The organism is Mycobacterium gordonae (assembly GCF_001417955.2).
Lineage (GTDB): Bacteria > Actinomycetota > Actinomycetes > Mycobacteriales > Mycobacteriaceae > Mycobacterium > Mycobacterium gordonae_B.
Map to the genome: position 1 here is coordinate 1 of NZ_LKTM01000008.1, position 20,329 is coordinate 20,329.

The 20,329-nt window shown below is 62.0% G+C and carries 8 protein-coding genes; 7 read left to right on the forward strand and 1 reads right to left on the reverse strand.

All coding sequences use genetic code 11. The features are described from left to right. On the reverse strand, positions 1-4,730 hold a 4,730-nt coding region (locus AO501_RS38665; RefSeq protein ID WP_231752317.1), incomplete at its 3' end, for a PPE family protein. A 680-nt stretch (positions 4,731-5,410) separates the two neighbouring features. Here AO501_RS38665 and AO501_RS03125 point away from each other — a divergent pair. The 7 genes from AO501_RS03125 (at position 5,411) to AO501_RS03155 (ending at position 20,175) form a co-directional block, all read left to right on the forward strand. Next, positions 5,411-7,459, forward strand: a complete 2,049-nt coding sequence (locus tag AO501_RS03125; RefSeq protein ID WP_055576350.1) for a PPE family protein — start codon at positions 5,411-5,413, stop codon at positions 7,457-7,459. A gap of 38 nt (positions 7,460-7,497) precedes the next feature. Then, positions 7,498-8,151 carry a TetR/AcrR family transcriptional regulator gene (locus tag AO501_RS03130; RefSeq protein ID WP_082658355.1) on the forward strand — a complete coding sequence of 218 codons (654 nt, stop codon included), beginning with the start codon at positions 7,498-7,500 and terminating at the stop codon, positions 8,149-8,151. A 447-nt stretch (positions 8,152-8,598) separates the two neighbouring features. After that, entirely contained in the window at positions 8,599-9,159 is a 561-nt protein-coding gene (locus AO501_RS03135) for a TetR/AcrR family transcriptional regulator (RefSeq protein WP_231752318.1), read from the forward strand. Positions 9,160-9,288: 129 nt separating this feature from the next. Continuing rightward, positions 9,289-11,883, forward strand: coding sequence for a TetR family transcriptional regulator (locus AO501_RS03140; protein ID WP_055576352.1), 2,595 nt, complete (start codon positions 9,289-9,291; stop codon positions 11,881-11,883). Between the two features lie 257 nt (positions 11,884-12,140). After that, on the forward strand, positions 12,141-14,729 hold the full coding sequence (locus AO501_RS03145; RefSeq protein ID WP_082658356.1) for an ATP-binding protein: 2,589 nt from the start codon (positions 12,141-12,143) through the stop codon (positions 14,727-14,729). 779 nt (positions 14,730-15,508) lie between these two features. After that, complete coding sequence (locus AO501_RS03150) at positions 15,509-18,925, forward strand: RND family transporter (RefSeq protein WP_082658357.1); 3,417 nt, start codon at positions 15,509-15,511, stop codon at positions 18,923-18,925. 11 nt (positions 18,926-18,936) lie between these two features. Beyond that, complete coding sequence (locus AO501_RS03155; RefSeq protein WP_055576355.1) at positions 18,937-20,175, forward strand: NAD-dependent epimerase/dehydratase family protein; 1,239 nt, start codon at positions 18,937-18,939, stop codon at positions 20,173-20,175. The last annotated feature ends 154 nt before the right edge of the window (positions 20,176-20,329 follow it).

The window sequence follows — 20,329 nt, forward strand, 5'->3', positions numbered from 1 at the left end:
CCACCCACACCAATCGGGCTGATCGTCAACGGCGGCGTCGTAATCGCCGGCGTCGTAATCGCCGGCAACGCAAACCCACCCACACCAATCGGGCTGATCGTCAACGGCGGCGTCGTAATCGCCGGCGTCGTAATCGCCGGCAACGCAAACCCACCCACACCAATCGGGCTGATCGTCAACGGCGGCGTCGTAATCGCCGGCGTCGTAATCGCCGGCAACGCAAACCCACCCACACCGATCGGGCTGATCGTCAACGCCGGGGTCGTGATGTCCGGCAACGCAAACCCACCCACACCAATCGGGCTGATCGTCAACGGCGGCGTCGTAATCGCCGGCGTCGTAATCGCCGGCAACGCAAACCCGGCGACACTGATCGGCTGGATCGTCAACGCCGGGGTCGTGATGTCCGGCAACGCGAACCCACCCACACCAATCGGGCTGATCGTCAACGGCGGCGTCGTAATCGCCGGCGTCGTAATCGCCGGCAACGCAAACCCGGCGACACTGATCGGCTGGATCGTCAACGCCGGGGTCGTGATGTCCGGCAATGCAAACCCACCCACACCAATCGGGCTGATCGTCAACGGCGGCGTCGTAATCGCCGGCGTCGTGATATCCGGCAGCGCAAACCCGGCGACACTGATCGGCTGGATCGTCAACGCCGGGGTCGTGATGTCCGGCAACGCGAACCCACTCACGCCAATCGGGCTGATCGTCAACGGCGGCGTCGTAATCGCCGGCGTCGTGATATCCGGCAAGTTGAAACCAGCCACACCGATCGGGCTGATCGTCAACGGCGGCGTCGCGATCGCCGGCGTCGTGACTCCCGGCAGGCTGAAGCCGCCCACATAGATCGCCGGGACGTTGAGCGCCGGAGTGGTAATCGCCGGGGTGGTGATATCGGGCAGCGTCAGTGCGCCCACATTGATCGGATTGATCGTCAACGGCGGCGTGGTAATCGCCGGAATGGTGATATCCGGCAGGTTCAGCGCCCCCACGCCGATGGGATTGATCGTCAACGCCGGAGTGGCAATCGCCGGAGTGTTGAGCTCGGGCAGGGTCAGCGCGCCGACACCGATCGGGTTGATGGTCAAGGCCGGTGTGGTGATCGCCGGAGTCGTGATGTCGGGCAGCGTCAGCGCGCCCACGCCGATGGGGTTGATCGTGAACGCCGGGGTGGTGATCGGTGGGGTCGTGATACCCGGAAGGCTGGAACCGACCACGTAGATCCCGCCCACGTCGATCTGCTGGGTGCTGATCGGTGGGGTAACGATCGACGGGAGCGTGAACCCGCTAGCGCTGATCGGAGGGACGGTGACTGCGGGCAGGGTCATCGCCGGAAGCGAGAAACCTGACACCGTCAACTGGGGAAGCCTGAAGCCGAAGCCATCGATCCTGAAGGGATCGATCGTGATGGGCCCAAAGACCGCGAAGGCCTCACCTTGGGAACCGGGGATCCCATTTCCAATTTGAGGATTTATAAACGCCTGGCCCGTCTGCAAGAATGTAATATTATTCGGTATTACGAGCCATATATTGTTTACAGCCACCCGCGGCAGGGTTATTCTTGGAAATTCCAAGTAGCCCGAATTTCCCGATGCCACCTCGAGTGTTGGCGTAGTAAACGATGAAGTGCTTATCGGGTTCACAACGATGGGTTGAGTGGTCAGTCCGGGTAGGCTAAATGCACCTACTGTGCCGCCCGCGGCCAGTGTAATCGGAGGAATCGTCACTGGTGGCAAGGAAAACGGCGGCAGGGTGAAAGTGTCGAACGTGGCGCCGGCAGGAATTCCGAAGGACGGAATCGTCACAGAAGGCACCGACAACGTCGGCAAATTAAACGCACCCAACGCGGTCCCAGCCGGAATCGTCACCGACGGAATCGTCAACGACGGCACCGACAGAGCCGGCAAATCAAACCCTCCCAGGGTGGTACCTGCCGGAATCGATATGGGCGGAATGGCCACTGAGGGCACTGTCAACGTGGGCAGATCGAACGCACCCAACGCCGTCCCCGCCGGAATAGACACCGAAGGGATCGTCAACGACGGCACCGACAGCATCGGCAGATCGAACGCACCCAGCGCGGTACCTGCCGGGACGGTGAAAGATGGAATCGTCACTGGGGGAACCGCAATGGGTGGCAGGTGGAAATCCGTCAATACCGTGCCCGGTGGGATATTGACCGACGGAATCGTCACCGAGGGCACCGTCAACGTCGGCGAATCAAACGCACCCAACGCCGTGCCCGCCGGAATCGACACCGACGGAATCGTCAACGACGGCACAGACAAGGTCGGCAAGTCAAAGGCACCCAAAGCGGTTCCGGCCGGAACACTGAACGACGGAATCGTCAACGACGGCACCGACAACACCGGCAAATCAAACGCACCCAAGGCCGTCCCCGCCGGAATCGACACCGACGGAATCGTCAACGACGGCACCGACAACACCGGCAAGTCGAAGGCACCCAATGCCGTCCCCGCCGGAATCGACACCGACGGAATCGTCAAGGACGGCACCGTCAAAGTCGGCAAGTCAAAGGCACCCAACGCGGTTCCGGCCGGAATGTTCAGCGACGGAATCGTCAACGCCGGGAGATCAAACGCACCCAACGCCGTCCCCGCCGGAATCGACACCGACGGAATCGTCAACGACGGCACCGACAACACCGGCAAATCAAAGGCACCCAACGCGGTTCCGGCCGGAATGCTCAACGACGGCACCGACAACGACGGCAAGTCGAACGCACCCAACGCCGTCCCGGCCGGAATACTGAACGACGGAATCGTCAACGACGGCACCGACAACACCGGCAAGTCAAAGGCACCCAACGCGGTTCCGGCCGGAATACTGAACGACGGAATCGACAACGACGGCACCGTCAAGGTCGGTAAGTCAAAGGCACCCAACGCGGTTCCGGCCGGAATACTGATCGACGGAATCGACAACGAAGGCAAGTCGAACGCACCCAACGCCGTCCCGGCCGGAATACTGAACGACGGAATCGTCAACGACGGCACCGTCAAGGTCGGTAAGTCAAAGGCACCCAACGCGGTTCCGGCCGGAATACTGAACGACGGGATTGTCAACGACGGCACCGACAACACCGGCAGGTCAAACGCACCCAACGCCGTCCCCGCCGGAATACTCACCGACGGAATCGTCAACGACGGCACCGACAACACCGGCAAATCAAACGCACCCAACGCCGTCCCCGCCGGAATACTCACCGACGGAATCGTCAACGACGGCACCGACAACACCGGCAAATCAAACGCACCCAAGGTAGTCCCAGCCGGGATGTTCAAGGGCGGGAAGGTCACTGCGGGTAACGACAACGCCGGCAGATCAAAGCCGGCGAAGGTGGTTGCCGGAATGTTAAGGGGCGGCAGGGTTATGTCGGGCGTGGTGATCGCGAACGAGAGACTGCCCTGACCAACGCCCCGATAGAAGACACCATTGTTCATGTCCCCGGTGTTGAAGATGCCGTTATTCATGTTGCCGGCGTTGAAGGCGCCGGTATTGACGTCACCCCCGTTGAACCAACCGGTATTAGCCGCGCCCACGTTGAAGGCGCCACTGTTGGAAGAGCCGGGGTTGTAGTTGCCCATGTTGTAGTTGCCGGTGTTCAGGCTGCCGGTGTTCGCGTTGCCGGCGTTGAAAATACCGGTATTGAACGATCCGGAGTTGAAGAAGCCGGTGTTGCCCTGCCCGGAGTTGAAGAAGCCCGTGCCGGAGTTCCCTGAGTTTCCGATGCCGAAGTTGCCGTTGCCGGAATTGAAGAAGCCGACGTTACCGTTACCGGAGTTGAATAAACCGAAATTTCCGGCGCCGGAGTTCAGCCCGCCGATGCCAATCTGGTTGTTGCCGGTGAGCCCGATCCCGACATTGCCGTTTCCGGTGTTGGCGAAACCGATGTTACCCAGGCCGATATTGCCAAGCCCGGTGTTCACGCTGCCGACATTGCTGAAGCCCCTGTTACCGGAACCGGAGTTGCCAGCGCCGATGTTGGTCCCGCCCCAGTTGGCCCAGCCGAGGTTCGAGTTGCCGAAGTTGCCGCCGCCGATGTTGCCTAAGCCGTTGTTGCCGTTACCGACGTTGCCGGAGCCGATATTGCCGATGCCCAGGTTCACGGCCATTGCGTCAGCCGCCGCGGGCGCTGTGCCGCCAAGCGCCGCAGCCACCTCAGACGGCACACCGGCCAGCTGGGTCAATGGCGCAGCGAACGGACTCAGAGCGGAGGCTATCGCCGAAGCTCCGGCATGGTAGGCGGTCATGGCCGAGACATCCAGAGCCCACATCTCTTCGTACGCGGCTTCCGTCGCGGCGATCGCAGGAGCGTTCTGCCCGAACAGGTTTGACAACACCAGCGACACGAAGCCGGAACGGTTCGCCGCCACCAGCGCCGGTTGGACGACGGCGGAGTGCACCGCTTCGAACTCGGCCACCATCGCGGCAGCCTGAGCGGAAGCGAGTTGGGCTTGAGCCGACGTTCCCGATAGCCACCCGGCGAATGGCGCTGCGGCGGTCGCCATCGCCGTCGCGGACGGGCCCTGCCATGCGCCACCGACCAGCCCGGTTGTGATCGAACTGAAGGAGTCCGCGGCCGAGCTCAATTCTTCCGCGAGGTTTGCCCAGGCTGCAGCGGCCGCCGACATCGGCTGCGATCCCGCGCCGGCGAGTATCAAAGCCGAGTTGATCTCCGGTGGCAACACAGAAAAATTCACAGCCCGAACCTCTTTCAACGTCGCGCGGCAGTCACAGTGACCGATTGCAACGTGGCTTTCTCATTCACGGGTCGCGATCCTGCGAAGAATGGCCGCGGTGCCATCATCACTGCCTTAATTTTGGGTAGCGCTCTTTCGCCGGCTTCCGCATCTCGTCCGCCCTCTCGCGTGCGAATCTGAATGCGGAAATCGACCTATCGCCAGTCCGCGATGCTAGCCGCGCACAAAGCCGCACCCGCAGACAATCTCGCAAAGCGAACAGACGCTGTCCCCGGCGAGACGTCCGCGTCGCGGACGTGACGACAGGCTCTCAACCTGCGGTGAGCGGGCGCAGATGTACTCCACGAGACACCCGCGTCACACTCAGGACAGGAAGGTCTCGACTTGCGTCCAGCGCCGGGAAAGGCTGTATCGGGCCACCGGGCCGTGGTTAACATTCCGACGTGCACCGCCCGAACGCGCCGGCCGCCCAGAAAGGATCCCGCAATGAAATTCCACCATTGTCGGAGGATATTCAAGGCTGGCGCACTGGCCAGGGTGCTGGCCCTCATAATCGCAGCTGCCTCGATTGATTTGCTGCACGAATCTGATGGCTTCTTAGGACGCAATAATCACTATCGCTGACATTAATTCATAATTCGTTTTCGTTGCCGGAAGCGTCTACTCGCCGCACTCCGGAGATGAAATTGCTGTTCGTCGTCTCCTATCAGAAGAAGGACATTGTGTTGACTTCGCCGCATTACTCCATGCTGCCGCCTGAGGTCAATTCCACGCGGGTGTTCACCGGTACCGGACCGGCGCCGATACTGGCCGCAGCGGCAGCATGGGACGTTCTGGGCGACGAATTGCACACTGCCGCTGCTTCATTCGGGTCTCTGACGTCGAACCTGGCGGGCGGGACCTGGCACGGTCCCGCTTCGACGGCGATGACCAGAGCGGCGGCGCCCTACCTCGACTGGCTGAGTGCCTCAGCCGCGCAAGCTCAGGGTGTGGCCAGCCTGGCGCGGGCGGCCGCGGCAGAGTTTGATGCGGCGCTGGCCGCCTCGGTGCACCCGGCGGCGGTGGCGGTCAATCGCGCACAAGTGTTCGCGCTGGTCTCGAGCAACATCTTCGGGCAGAACACCCCGGCGATCGCCGCCATCGAGTCCATATATGAGGAAATGTGGGCCCAAGACGTTTCGGCGATGGCTTGCTACCACACGGGATCGTCCGCCCTGGTCGCCGAGTTGATGCCCTGGCAGGAGCAACTGCAGAGCACGCTGGGGTCCGCACGTGCTGCGTGGAGCCTTCCGGTTCCGAGCCCCCTGACCCCACTCGGTGCCGTCGCCGGCGCCGTCGAAGACACTGTCCACGCGAATACGGCCGTGGCACAGACCGTTGGGTTGGTCATGGGCGGCAGCGGCGCCCCGATACCACCGCCCAAGTATGTGCAGCTCGCCAACGACCTCTATATCAGTCGCAGCATTCCCGGGGTGCTCGCGCAGCCGCTCTTCACCCCACAGGGGCTTTACCCGGTGATCGCAGTCAAGAACCTGACTTTCGACATGTCGGTGGCGCAGGGCATGACCATCCTGGAAAGCGCCATCCGAGGCCAGATCGCTGCTGGCAACAACGTCGCCGTTTTCGGCTTTTCCCAGAGCGCCACGATCTCGGGTTTGACGATGGCCAACCTCGCAGCGTCAATTAACCCGCCTACGCCAGACCAGCTGTCGTTCATCCTGACCGGCAACCCCAATAACCCCAATGGCGGGGTCGCAACGCGGTTTCCGGGAATCTCCTTTCCCAGTCTCGGCGTCACGCCCAGCGGTCCCACTCCGGACAACCTGTACCCGACGAAGGTTTACACGATCGAGTACGACGGCGTCGCGGACTTCCCGCGGTATCCGATCAACGCCCTTTCCACCCTCAACGCTCTCGCCGGCATCTACTACGTGCACAGCGACTACCTCACACTTACACCGGCACAACTTGATTCGGCCATCCAGCTCACGAACACGGTGGGTCCGACGATGACCGAGTACTACATTATTCCGACCGCGAACCTTCCGCTATTGGAGCCGCTGCGCGCGATGCCCATTTTGGGAAACCCGCTGGCCGACCTGGTTCAACCGAACCTGAAAGTGATCGTCAACCTCGGGTATGGGGACCCCGGTCACGGGTACTCGACCTCACCACCCAACGTTGCCACCCCGTTCGGCCTCTTCCCCGAAGTCAGTCCGCTCGCCGTCGTCGACGCACTGACGGCCGGCACCCAACAGGGAATCGCCGACTTCGGTCACGGCATGGCTCACATTAGTCTGCCCCAGCCGACGGAGCTACCCAGCCAGACGATGAATCGGATTGCGCTGCTTGACTTCTCAGGAGTCCGTCCGGGCACGCCGGTGGTGTCGCTCAACAACCTCATCGACGGCGCGCAAGCCGCCAACACCAACCTCATAGACACGGTCTCGAAGGTGGCCGCAACAAGTTACGCGGTTTTCCTGCCCACCGCCGACTTCGCCAACGCGGTCGTCACCAGCGGGTTGTCCTACAACGTCAACCTCTATCTGGAAGGGATTCAGCAAGCGATCAACGGGGACCCCATGGGATTCGTCAACGCGATCGGATATCCGCTCGCGGCCGACGTTGCGCTGATTGCGGGAGTGGGACTGCTCCAGACACTCGTACTCGTGGTCGCAGGGCAAACGATTGCCAATGACATCTCAACTCTGATCTTTGCATCCAACTGATTAGCACGCGCTGAAAGGCGCCCTCGAGAAAGAAGCACATGGCTATGGATCAAGACCGCCTCTTGCGAGCCGCCGCGGCGTTTCTGGGCCGGCGGCCAAACGCAACTCAGGATGAGATCGCCGCTGCTATCGGCATCAGTCGCGCGACCCTGCACCGCTACTTCGCAGGTCGTGCCGCATTGATCGAAGCACTTGAACAACTGGCGCTGTCGCAGGTGCGCACGGCCCTGAACACCGCCCGATGGCGGGAAGGGCCGGCCGCGCAGGCACTGCAGCGGTTGGTGGCCGCGTGCGAACCGGTCTCCGGATATCTCACCCTCCTCTATACCCACAGCCAGGAGTTCGACATCGAGGAGTTGAAGCAGGGCTGGGCGGAAATCGACGCCGAAATACGGGAGTTGTTTCTGCGCGGCCAACGAGACGGTGAGTTTCGGCCCGACTTGACGGCGACCTGGTTGACCGAAGCGTTCTACAACCTGGTTGCCGGAGCCGGATGGTCCATCAGGTCCGGGCGAGCCGCCCCGCGCGACTTCACCGCAATGATCACCGAACTCCTGCTGCGCGGGGTGTGTGCTCATGGTGCGCCTGCGCCGGCCGCTTCCAGCTACACCGCGGCGCGTCGACATTCGTTACAACGTCGAGCGATAACCGCACATGGATTCACCCTCGAGTCGCCTAGCGTGGGCCAATAGATCTGGGGTTGAGCGAACGCATGGCGCCATGGTTGTCACCCCCTCGATCTGGTGAACCGCCATGGCGTCGGTCAGCCGAAGGTCATCCGCAAAGTGCGCCAAGACTTCGTTAGCTGGACATCCCAATAGACAAGTTCGGCGTACCGTCGCCACGGGCAAATGGTAGACAAAAGCGGGGCGGACCCGGGTTCACCCGTCAGTCGGTGTTTGCGGGTCCTTCTCTATCCAGACCCAACGGAACGCGCGAGACGTGCGGCTCAAACGAAGCGATTAGCGCCCACCAACAATATCCGTGTGAATTATTTAAGAATGAGTAGCAAGAGCAATTGAGAGAGCTACCGTGTGGACGCATACTCCGCCAGTACGAAGGACCGAGCCCATCGAAAACCGCCCGCATCGGCAACTCAGAACCCACAACCACGCATCACCTGGATTCTTATGTCTCTCGTGAACGACCAGCGCTCTGCGCCGCCAGAGCATGAGCGCCTGCTACGGGCCGCTGCGGCGTTCTTAGGCCGACGGCCAGAGGCAACACAGGACGAAATCGCTGCTGCGATCGGAATAAGCCGGGCTACTCTTCATCGGTACTTCTCCGGGCGTGCCGCGCTGGTGGAAGCGCTTCAGAAACTCGCGCTGACCCAGGTGCGTGATGCGCTCAACAAGGCATGCCCCCAGCACGGAACGGCCACTCAGGCGCTGCAGCGCCTGGTAGCGGCGTGCGAACCGATATCTGGTTATCTCACCCTCCTCTACACCCACAATGAGGAGGTCGAGAACGAGGAGTTGAAGCAGGGCTGGACGGAAATCGACGCCGAGATCAGGGGGCTGTTCCTCCGTGGTCAGCGCGACGGTGAATTCCGGCCTGACCTGACGTCGACGTGGCTGACCGAAGCGTTCTACAACCTGATTGCCGGAGCCGGTTGGTCCATCCGGACCGGAAGAGCCGCACCCCGTGACTTCAACACCATGATCACGGACCTTTTGCTGGACGGGGCCTGCCGGTGCTGACGCTGTCGACACGACTGGGGAGGTGCTCGGCAGCGCGGGGCCGCGAATGATCTGACCCCACCGCGTCATGACCCCACCCAACGGGCGTAATTGTCCGTGCAATGAGCGAGAACGGGCAACGATGTCTCGATGAAGCGTGAGCACCTGTTGCGTGCGGCGGCGGATTTCGTCAGTCGGCGGCCCGCTGCCACTCAGGATGAGATCGCGGCTGCCGTAGGTGTGAGCCGCGCGACGTTGCATCGTCATTTCGCGGGCCGGGAGGCCTTGCTCGAGGCGTTGGATCAGTTGGCGATTGCCGAACTGCGTGACGCGTTGGAAACGTCAGGCTGGCAGGACATTTCACCCGTGGACGGGTTGCGGCAATTGGTCGCTGCCTGCGAACCGGTAGCCAGTTACGTCGCCATGCTCCACACCCGAAACACGGCATCAGAACAACTACAGTCCAGCTTCGGCTGGCATGAGATCACCACTGAGATCGAGGAATTCTTCCTGCGCGGCCAGCACGCCGGTGTGTTCCGTCCCGATGTGACCGCGGCCTGGCTCACCGAGGCCTTCTACAGTCTGGTCTGCGGTGCGGGCTGGTCCATCCAGCTCGGACGGGCCGCCAGCCGCGACTTCACCAGCATGATCACCGAGTTGCTGATGCACGGAGTCAGGACTGCGACCCGGGGCAATCTTCCGACGCCGCTGGCGGGCTTTGTCGGGCGGGAGGCCGAACTGTCCGAACTGGCAGAGCTGATCGCGACCTCGCGTCTGGTCACGCTGACCGGAATCGGCGGCATCGGCAAATCAACGCTGGCTCTGCAGGCCGCGCGGCAACACGTCGCCGACTTCCGCGGCGGCGTGTGGCTGATCGAACTCGGCGAACTCAAAGACGACGAGTTGCTGGCCGCGGTCGCCGCGGCAGCACTGGGCATTCGCGATCTGAGCACCCGCCCCCTGATCGAGGTGATGGTCGAAGCACTCGCCGACCGCGAGGCCCTGCTGGTGCTCGACAACTGCGAGCACGTTCTCGACGCCGCCGCCCAGTTCGCCCAGACGCTGCTGTCCGGCTGCCCCAGGCTGCGGATTCTGGCGACGAGCCGGGAATTTCTCGACCTCGACGCCGAAGCGGTGCTGCCGGTCCCGCCCCTTCCCGTTCCCGACACCGATCATTTGCCCAGCTACCACGAGCTGGCCCGCTGCGACGCGGTGGCGTTGTTCCTCAAACACGCCCGCGCCAGCCAGCGCAGTTTCCAGCTCACTGAGCGCAATGCGCCGGCGGTGGCACGAATCTGCACTCAGCTCGACGGGCTGCCGTTGGCCATCGAACTGGCCGCCCCGCTGCTGCGGACGATGGCCGTCGAACAGATCGCCGCACGAATCTCCAACCGGTTCAAGCTGCTCTCCCACAGCAAGCGCGGGGCACCCAGCCGCCAGCAGACCCTGAACTGGTGCATCACCTGGAGCTACCAGCGCTGCACCGAAAGCGAACGCAAGCTGTGGGCGGGGTTGTCGGTGTTCGCCGGCAGCTTCGAACCCCAAGCGGTCCAACACATCTGCGCCCCAGACATACCCGAGGAGAAACTGCTCGAGACGCTGTGCGCCTTGGAGGACAAATCCATCCTCATCCGCACCTCAGCCGACGACGTGGTGTGTTTCCGCCAGTTGGCGACCCTGCGCGAATACGGCCACCACCAACTCAGCGCACACGAGCAAGCCGAGCTGCGCCAGCGGCATCTCGACTGGTACCGCCAACTGGCCGGGCAAGCCGGCCTCGAATGGTATGGCGAACACCAACTCGACTGGCTTCGGCGCCTCCGGCGCGAAATGCCCAACCTCCGCGAGGCGATGCGGTTCGCTCAGGCCGCCGCGCCGTCGACTGCCCTGCAGATGGCCACCAACCTACGTGGCCTCTGGACCGCTGTCGGCATGCTGCAGCAAGGTCGCCGGGCGATTGAGCAGGCTCTGGAAGCCCTTCCTGCGAAGCCCTGCGCGCAGCGACTACACGCGGTAAATGCCGTCGCGGAACTGGCCGTCTTAGGCGTGGACATGCCTACCTTGACCGCACGGCAGGCCGAGGCGCGGGATTTGCTCGCCACTGTGACCGACCACAATGCTCTTGCACACTTCAAGGCCAATGAAGCTGCCCTCGGATTGCTCACGGCGCAGCTGGACCACGCGCAGCGATTCGCTCAGGAGTCACTGGATATCGCCGATGACCCTTCCGTACAGATCTACGCCTTGCTGGTGATGATCGGGGCATCTGCGGCCGCCAATGACGCGCACATCGCGGTCGCACACGCCGAGCACGGCCTTGCGCTGTCCGAAGCACGCGGGCACGACATCGTCCTGCGGACCTACCTGCTGGCAGCACTTTCACTCAGCCGCCTCGCGCTGGGCCAACTCGACCGGGCGGAGCAAGACGTCCGTGAAGGTCTGCACCTGTCCCAGATGATCAGCGACACCGTAACCTGCGCCACCTTCCTCGAAACGGCGTCCTGGATAGCCGCGGCCAGGCAGGACCCGCGACGCGCCGCGGTACTGATGGCCGCTGCGGGCGCCATCAGCCGCGCCGCCGGCGCCGGCAGCGCCGTCTCAGCGCGCGTCGGGCCATTCCACGAATCGTGCGAACGCCAAGTCCGCGAGCAACTTTCGAAGGCTGACTACCGAAACGCTTCCAACGAAGGCAGATCACTGTCCCTCGACGAGGCCGCCGCTATCGTTCTGGAAGAGGGCATCTGATTGAGCGCTTTAGAGTGTCGCGCGCGCCCGAGCCAAGATCTGCCGAAAGACGCTGCGATCGAGACCAATGCTCAGCCGAGTCGTGTGTCACGCCGGAATCGCCCGGCGGGCCGCGCTACGTCGAGCGTTATCGGTTGCCATCAAGAACGTTCGACTTACACAGCGCGCGATTGGTGGCAACGTGTGACTCGTGACTGCGTTCAAACGACCGGTCGTCGTCGCCACGGCGAGCGACAAAGCGAGTCAGGGATGGCTCGATGAATCGTGAGCACCTGTTGCGTGCGGCGGATTTCGTCAGTCGGCGGCCTACCGCCACTCAGGATGAGATCGCGGCTGCGGTAGGGGTTAGTCGCGCGACGTTGCATCGTCATTTCGCGGGCCGGGAGGCCTTGCTCGAGGCGTTGGATCAGTTGGCGATTGCTGAACTGCGTGACGCGTTGGAAACGTCAGGTTGGCAGAACACGTCACCCGTGGACGGGTTGCGGCGATTGGTCGAGGCCTGCGAACCGGTAGCGGGCTACGTGGCTTTGCTGCACGCGCGTAATGAGTCGGCCGAAGGCCGGCAGTCCAGGGCCGGCTGGCACGAGATCAACACCGAGATCGAGGGATTCTTCCTGCGCGGCCAGCACGCCGGTGTGTTCCGTCCCGATGTGACCGCGGCCTGGCTCACCGAGGCCTTCTACAGTCTGGTCTGCGGTGCGGGCTGGTCCATCCAGCTCGGACGGGCCGCCAGCCGCGACTTCACCAGCATGATCACCGAGTTGCTGATGCACGGAGTCAGGACTGCGACCCGGGGCAATCTTCCGACGCCGCTGGCGGGCTTTGTCGGGCGGGAGGCCGAACTGTCCGAACTGGCAGAGCTGATCGCGACCTCGCGTCTGGTCACGCTGACCGGAATCGGCGGCATCGGCAAATCAACGCTGGCTCTGCAGGCCGCGCGGCAACACGTCGCCGACTTCCGCGGCGGCGTGTGGCTGATCGAACTCGGCGAACTCAAAGACGACGAGTTGCTGGCCGCGGTCGCCGCGGCAGCACTGGGCATTCGCGATCTGAGCACCCGCCCCCTGATCGAGGTGATGGTCGAAGCACTCGCCGACCGCGAGGCCCTGCTGGTGCTCGACAACTGCGAGCACGTTCTCGACGCCGCCGCCCAGTTCGCCCAGACGCTGCTGTCCGGCTGCCCCAGGCTGCGGATTCTGGCGACGAGCCGGGAATTTCTCGACCTCGACGCCGAAGCGGTGCTGCCGGTCCCGCCCCTTCCCGTTCCCGACACCGATCATTTGCCCAGCTACCACGAGCTGGCCCGCTGCGACGCGGTGGCGTTGTTCCTCAAACACGCCCGCGCCAGCCAGCGCAGTTTCCAGCTCACTGAGCGCAATGCGCCGGCGGTGGCACGAATCTGCACTCAGCTCGACGGGCTGCCGTTGGCCATCGAACTGGCCGCCCCGCTGCTGCGGACGATGGCCGTCGAACAGATCGCCGCACGAATCTCCAACCGGTTCAAGCTGCTCTCCCACAGCAAGCGCGGGGCACCCAGCCGCCAGCAGACCCTGAACTGGTGCATCACCTGGAGCTACCAGCGCTGCACCGAAAGCGAACGCAAGCTGTGGGCGGGGTTGTCGGTGTTCGCCGGCAGCTTCGAACCCCAAGCGGTCCAACACATCTGCGCCCCAGACATACCCGAGGAGAAACTGCTCGAGACGCTGTGCGCCTTGGAGGACAAATCCATCCTCATCCGCACCTCAGCCGACGACGTGGTGCGGTTTCGCCAGTTGGCGACCCTGCGCGAATACGGCCACTACCAACTCAGCGCACACGAGCGAGCCGAGCTGCGTCAGCGGCATCTCGACTGGTACCGCCAACTGGCCGAGCAAGCCGGCCTGGAATGGCACAGCGAACACCAACTCGACTGGCTTCACCGCCTCCATTGGGAAACACCCGACCTACGCGAAGCGATGCGATTCGCGCAGGACGCGGCACCCTCCGCCGCTCTCGAAATGGCCATCAACTTGCGCAACGCATGGGCGGGAATGGGCAAGCTTCAACAGGGGCGCCAGAGGATCGAACAGTTTCTCGGCGCGGTCTCCGCGGAACCCTCCGCTCAGCGACTGCGCGCAGTCACCGCCGTAGCAGAATTGGCGTTTCTCCAAGCCGACATCCCCACGCTTACCGCGCGCCAAGCCGAGGCCCGCCACATGCTCGACAGGGTGGGCGACGATGACACCATCGCACACTTCAAAGCCAACGATGCAGCGCTGGCTCTGTTGTGCGGCCAACTAGAGCGAGCACAGAGCTTGGCCCAGGAGCCATTCGCCACTGCTGGGGAGTTCCGGACGCAGATCTACGCCCTGCTGGTGATGATCTGGGCGGCTGCCGCCGCCGGCGACGCGCCTACCGCGGTCGCGCACGCCGAGCATGGCCTCAAGCTCTCGGAAGCCCGCGGCCACGACATCGTCCTCCGTGGCTACCTACTGGCGGCCCTCGCGCTCGGCCGCATGGTGCTGGGCAACCTCGACGGCGCCGAGCAGGCAATTCGCGAATGCATTCCATTATCCCGGGGCATCAATGACACGAACCATTGCTCCACGTTGCTCGAGACGGCGGCCTGGATCGCCACGGCGAGACAGGAGCCTCGGCGCGCCGCGGTGCTGATGGCCGCCGCGGCCGCAATCAGTCGCGCCTCCGGCGCCGACGTGATTTCGGCGAACGTCGGAGGGTTTCATGACTCGTGTGAACGCCAAGTCCGCGAACAACTTTCGCCCGCTGATTACCGAAGCGCCAGCAACCAAGGCAGATTCCTATCCCTCGATGAGGCCGTTGCCCTGGTCCTCGACGAATCTATTTGACAGCGTGATGGCCGACCATTCCGACTGGGCCGGAAAGTTGTTGGGGCAGACTTTGACTGCAAGACACCGGACCGATACCACCCGCCAACGTTGACGAGCCGAGTAGCACCAGCCCCGCCGCCCGCATGACAAGGATCCGGGTTTTGTGTTGCATTGCCATTGAATCCACTCCTTTTTATGTTTGATTCGCGTCTGATTCGCACGATTAAGCGGCAAGTTTCCTTTATTACGCACTGCGCCAAGGCACAGATATCAGCACCGAACCAGTGAAACCCCTTTCCCGGCAACGACAATTTCGAATCGATCACTCGATGTTAACCCGGTCACACCCGGTCGGGAATGACTTAGAATGAGCTCGCAACGATTCTGCCTTTGGCAGAACTCTGTCGTCACGGATACGACACAGGCGTTTCAGCTCAGGCAAATCTGTATCGAGCACCACGAGGGCATTCGACTGTGTTAACCGATTGCCTTCCCGTGTATTGCGCACACCGATTGAGGAAGCTCGGGCGACGCGCAGTAGCACCTCGCCGGTGACGTCTCCGAGACCCTAACCAGGCAGGCAGGCGACGTCGGCCGTGGCGATGTCGTATGAGCGCCGCACTGACGCCCTCCATTTTTTGCGCGAGACAAAACTATCTTAATGAGGATTTGTACGTCACAAATGGTTTGCTACGGCACAAAATCTGACTAAAGTAACTCAACGGCTGCGGTAATTGCTCAATATTGCGCCTGAATTTCCTCTTCACGTCCCGATGATCGGATCGTAGGATTGGCCGATGCCCGAGCCGAACCCTTCAGGTGATGAAGCCAAACCCGGAGGATATTTCGATCGCGCCAGCGATATCGTCGTCCGCTACCCAGTACTGATTATCGTCCTTTGGGTGACGGCAACGGGCGTGCTGATAGGTACCCTGCCTTCACTGCATTCGCAGGCCGCCAAAAGGCAACACGCCCCGCTACCCGATACGGCTCCGTCAGCGGTAATCAGCAGACAGATAGGACGGACTTTCCACGAAATAGAGGGCGGTTCCCTCCTGTTCGTAGTGTTGACTGACGAACAGGGACTCAGCCGCAGTGACGAAAGCGTCTACCGCAATTTGGTAGCGAATCTGCGTCAAGACACTCAGGACAGAATCCTGGTGCAGGACTTCCTCAGCGCGCCGGGCCTGCGTGAAGTCTTTGAAAGCAAAGACAAAAAGGCATGGAATTTACCGGTGAATTTTCCCGGCGAGGGACCGGCCATGGAGACACAACAGGCCTACCGACGCGTCGCGGACATCGTAAGAAAGTCGGTCGCGGGAACCACCCTCACCGCTAGCCTGAGCGGACCCGTCGCCACGATTGCCGACTTCCAACGGCTCGGCGAAGAGGACTCCCGCATCATCGAAATAGGCACCGCGATCAGCGTGCTCGCCATCCTTTTCGTCGTGTACCGCAACGTGGTCACGATGCTGCTACCGATCGTCACGATCGGCGTGTCCGTTCTGTTCGCGCAGGGAACGTTGTCGGCACTCGCGGAGTATGGCTTGGCGCTGAACATGCAAGTAATTGCGTTCATCAGTGCCGTGATGATCGGCGCAGGCACCGACTACGCCGTCTTTCTCATCAGTCGTTACCACGACTACGTGCGAGAGGGCATCGACTCTGACCAGGCGGTGAAGCGGGCACTCCTGTCCATCGGGAAGGTCATCGTCGCATCAGCGGCTACCGTCGCGATCACCTTTCTGGCGATGGTGTTCACCCAACTGAGGGTGTTCTCAGCGGTGGGTCCGGCAACCGCGATTTCGATCGCCGCGTCACTCCTGGCGGCCGTGACCCTCTTGCCGGCAATCCTTGTGGTGACGGGCCGGCGGGGCTGGATCAACCCTCGACGCGACCTGACACGTCGGTTCTGGCGCCGGTCGGGCAGCATGATCGCGCGGCGGCCCGGGGCGTATCTCGCCGGCAGTCTCGTGGTGCTGACCGCACTCGCCGGGACTGCGAGCCTTATCCGCCTGAGCTTCGATGACCTCAGGTTTCTGCCGGCCCAAGTGGGCAGCGTGGCTGGATACGAGCAGATCAACCGGCATTTTCCGATGAATGCGATGACGCCGGCCGTTCTCCTGGTCCAATCGCTGCGCGACCTGCGTACTCCCGCGGCGCTGGCGGACCTCGAAGCAATGGCCAACAGAATCAGCGAACTGCCCGACGTCGCCATGGTTCGTGGGCTGACGCGACCCTACGGCGAACCCGTCGAGCAAATGACGGCGTCATTTCAAAGCGGCGAAGTCGGCGGCAAGCTAAATCAGGTTTCGACGGCCATCGGAGATCGCGCCGCCGAGCTTGACACCCTGGCCGGAAGTAGCCACAAGATGGCCGGCGCGCTAGCGCATGTTCGTGAACAGGTGGCGGGCGCGATGTCTGGTGCCGACAAGCTGCTGACCGCCCTCGAGGCGATGCAAGCTGCGCTTAGCGCGAACAACACGGTCCAACAGATTGGCAACGCGGCCCAGGTTCTTGACCGCATGACGGCGCTCACCGGCAACCTGGCTGCGGCCACGGCGGGCGTCCAACAAATTGCGAGATGGGCAGACCCGCTGGTGACTGCCCTCTCATCGAGCCCGGCGTGCGGCGCCGACCCTGGCTGTGTCCGTTCGCGCGGCGAGCTGGCCACGATTGTCGACGCCGACCACGATGGCACTCTCGGGTCGATCGCCGCGCTGGCCGCGAGTTTTCAAGAGAATCAGGATCCGAAGACCGTCAGCTTGACGTTAAGCAAACTCCAACAGCAACTGAACCAGGCTGTCACCCTGCTGAAAGCGGTCGACGGCCTGCGAGCCCGGATGGGGCAAATGACGCAGGGCGCAGCCGCGCTGGCTGACGGCAGCGCAGCGGTGGCCGCCGGAGTGCAGCAATTGGTGGACAGAACCAAGCAGCTCGGTACGGGACTGAAAGATGCGTCCACATTTCTGCTGGACATCAAGCACGACGCGCAACGCCGGTCGATGACTGGCTTCTACATCCCGCCTCAGTTCATGGCCCGGGACGACTACCAAACCGGCGCAAAGTTTTTCCTCTCAAGCGACGGCCACTCTGCCCGATACTTTGTCCACAGCGCGCTCAATCCCTTTTCCGCGCAGGCGATGGACCAGATTGCAGCCGTGGTCACTGCCGCTCACTCAACCCAGCCGAACTCCGAGCTCTCGGACGCATCAGTCGCACTAACCGGCATCACGGCCGGTTTGAAAGACACGCATGATTACTACGTAAGCGACATGAACTTCATCTTCATCGCGACCGTCATCATTGTGTTTTTGATATTGGTGGCCCTGTTGAGAGCAATAGTCGCGCCGCTGTACCTAATCGCGTCGGTTCTTATTTCTTACCTATCGGCGCTGGGACTCAGTGTCATTGTCTTCCAATTGGTAATGGGGCAAGAGTTACATTGGAGCCTGCCGGGATTATCTTTTGTCTGCCTGGTTGCGGTTGGCGCTGACTACAACATGCTGTTGATATCACGGATCCGTGAAGAAGCCACGCACAGCGTGCGGGTTGGAGTGATCCGAACCGTCGGCGCGACCGGTGGGGTGATCACATCGGCCGGGATGATATTCGCGGTGTCGATGTTAGGGCTGACGGCAGCCAGTATCGGCACGATGATTCAGGCAGGTTTCACGATCGGTATCGGAATTCTGCTCGACACATTCCTGGTCCGCACGGCCACGGTACCGGCGTTGGTCGCGATAATTGGCCGGGCCAGCTGGTGGCCCCATTTCGCCGAACGTCAACACAACCAGTCCGCCAGGGTACCGATGAGAATTCAGAGTCGTTTCTCCCGCACGTTCGGAATGTATTTTCGAGGGGGTGATGGCCCTAAGGGCGCGCGCTGCCTAACGGCAAGCCCCACGCCGGCCGCCGGCTCACCCAAATCCGACAGGGCTTTCCTCGATAATCTCTCGTTCGAGTGCCGCTCTGGAATCCATGCACTCCCGTTGTTCGGATTCATCGATCGCCCTTCGTCAGCCCGGCGCTGGCCAGGTTCCGCGCGACTGGCGAAGGCGAACACCGGCATGCGTGAAGAGAGCGACCGCGATTTTCTGCAGCATGCGCTACCACTCTTTGATCTGACGGCTCTCATGTCCACCAACAGAAGCGCGGGCGGTATTCAGCAGTCGATGGCCGCCCAAGTGTCAGCGCACAACACCACTAGATAAGGAGTCCAATCATTAAGGTATTCGTCATAGGTGGCGACGGCTTCTGCGGATGGCCGTGCGCCTTGAATTTAGCTGACGCCGGTCACGAGGTGATCATCGTAGACAGCCTGGTGCGCCGCAAAACAGACATCGATCTGGGCGTCAAGTCTCTTTCGCCGATCGCGAATATCTTCGAGCGCCTGCAGGCATGGGAACAGACCGGAGGCAATCAGATCGGTTTTGTGCAACTCGACATCGCATCGGAATACGAGCGGCTCCGCGATCTACTCGCCACCGAACGACCCGATTCAGTGGTGCACTGCGCCGAGCAACGCGCGGCGCCATACTCGATGAAAAACGCTTCCACCAAGCGCTACACGGTCCATAACAACATCAACGGCACGCACAACCTGCTCTGCGCCATCGTCGAAACGGGGCTGGATATTCATGTAGTGCACTTCGGCACCATGGGCGTGTACGGTTACGGCGGTTTGCAGAACGGCTCGATCCCTGAGGGATATCTGGACGTCGAGATACCCGATGGCGTTACGGGTTCATCCCGGAGACAAATTCTGTATCCCGCCGACCCGGGCAGCGTCTACCACATGACAAAGTCCCTGGATCAACTGCTGTTCTACTTCTACAACAAGAACGATCGAGTTCGCGTCACAGACCTACATCAGGGAATTGTCTGGGGCACGAACACAGTACAAACCAAGCGTCATCCGAAACTAATCAATCGTTTCGACTACGACGGCGACTATGGAACAGTGCTCAACCGCTTCCTGATGCAATCAGCGATCGGATATCCGCTCACGGTGCATGGTACGGGCGGGCAGACCCGTGCCTTTATCCACATAACTGACTCCGTTCGCTGCGTACAACTCGCGCTGGAGAATCCGCCGGGCAGTCAGGAAAAAGTCAACATCTTCAACCAGATGACGGAAGTCCACAGAATCAGGGATCTGGCGAAGAAGGTGGCTGCCCTGACCGGCGCTGAGATCGCCTACCTGCCGAATCCACGCAATGAAGCGGCAGAGAACGACTTGCAGGTGAAGAACGAGCACTTGATCGACCTTGGACTGCGGCCTACCACCCTGAGCGAAGGGTTGATGACCGAACTCGTAGACGTCGCAAAGCGCTTCGCTTACCGGTGCGATCCTGCTCGGGTGCCATGTACGAGCGCATGGCTGGACAAGGCACGTGCCGGCGAGGAAGAGATCAGCAGCGCATCGATGATCCCGTTGGGCGCTCTCACGGCTGAGTTATGAAATAGCACCCGTCTCTGCACGGATTTCGACGTGGCGGCGCAAGCCGCTCCACCATTCCCCGGACGCGAGGTACCTGACCTGAGTTAGGTCATTTTTAGTACCCTGTTGGCGATTCCCAGCTGGGTCAGGATTTCGGCTTGGGCTTCTGGGATTT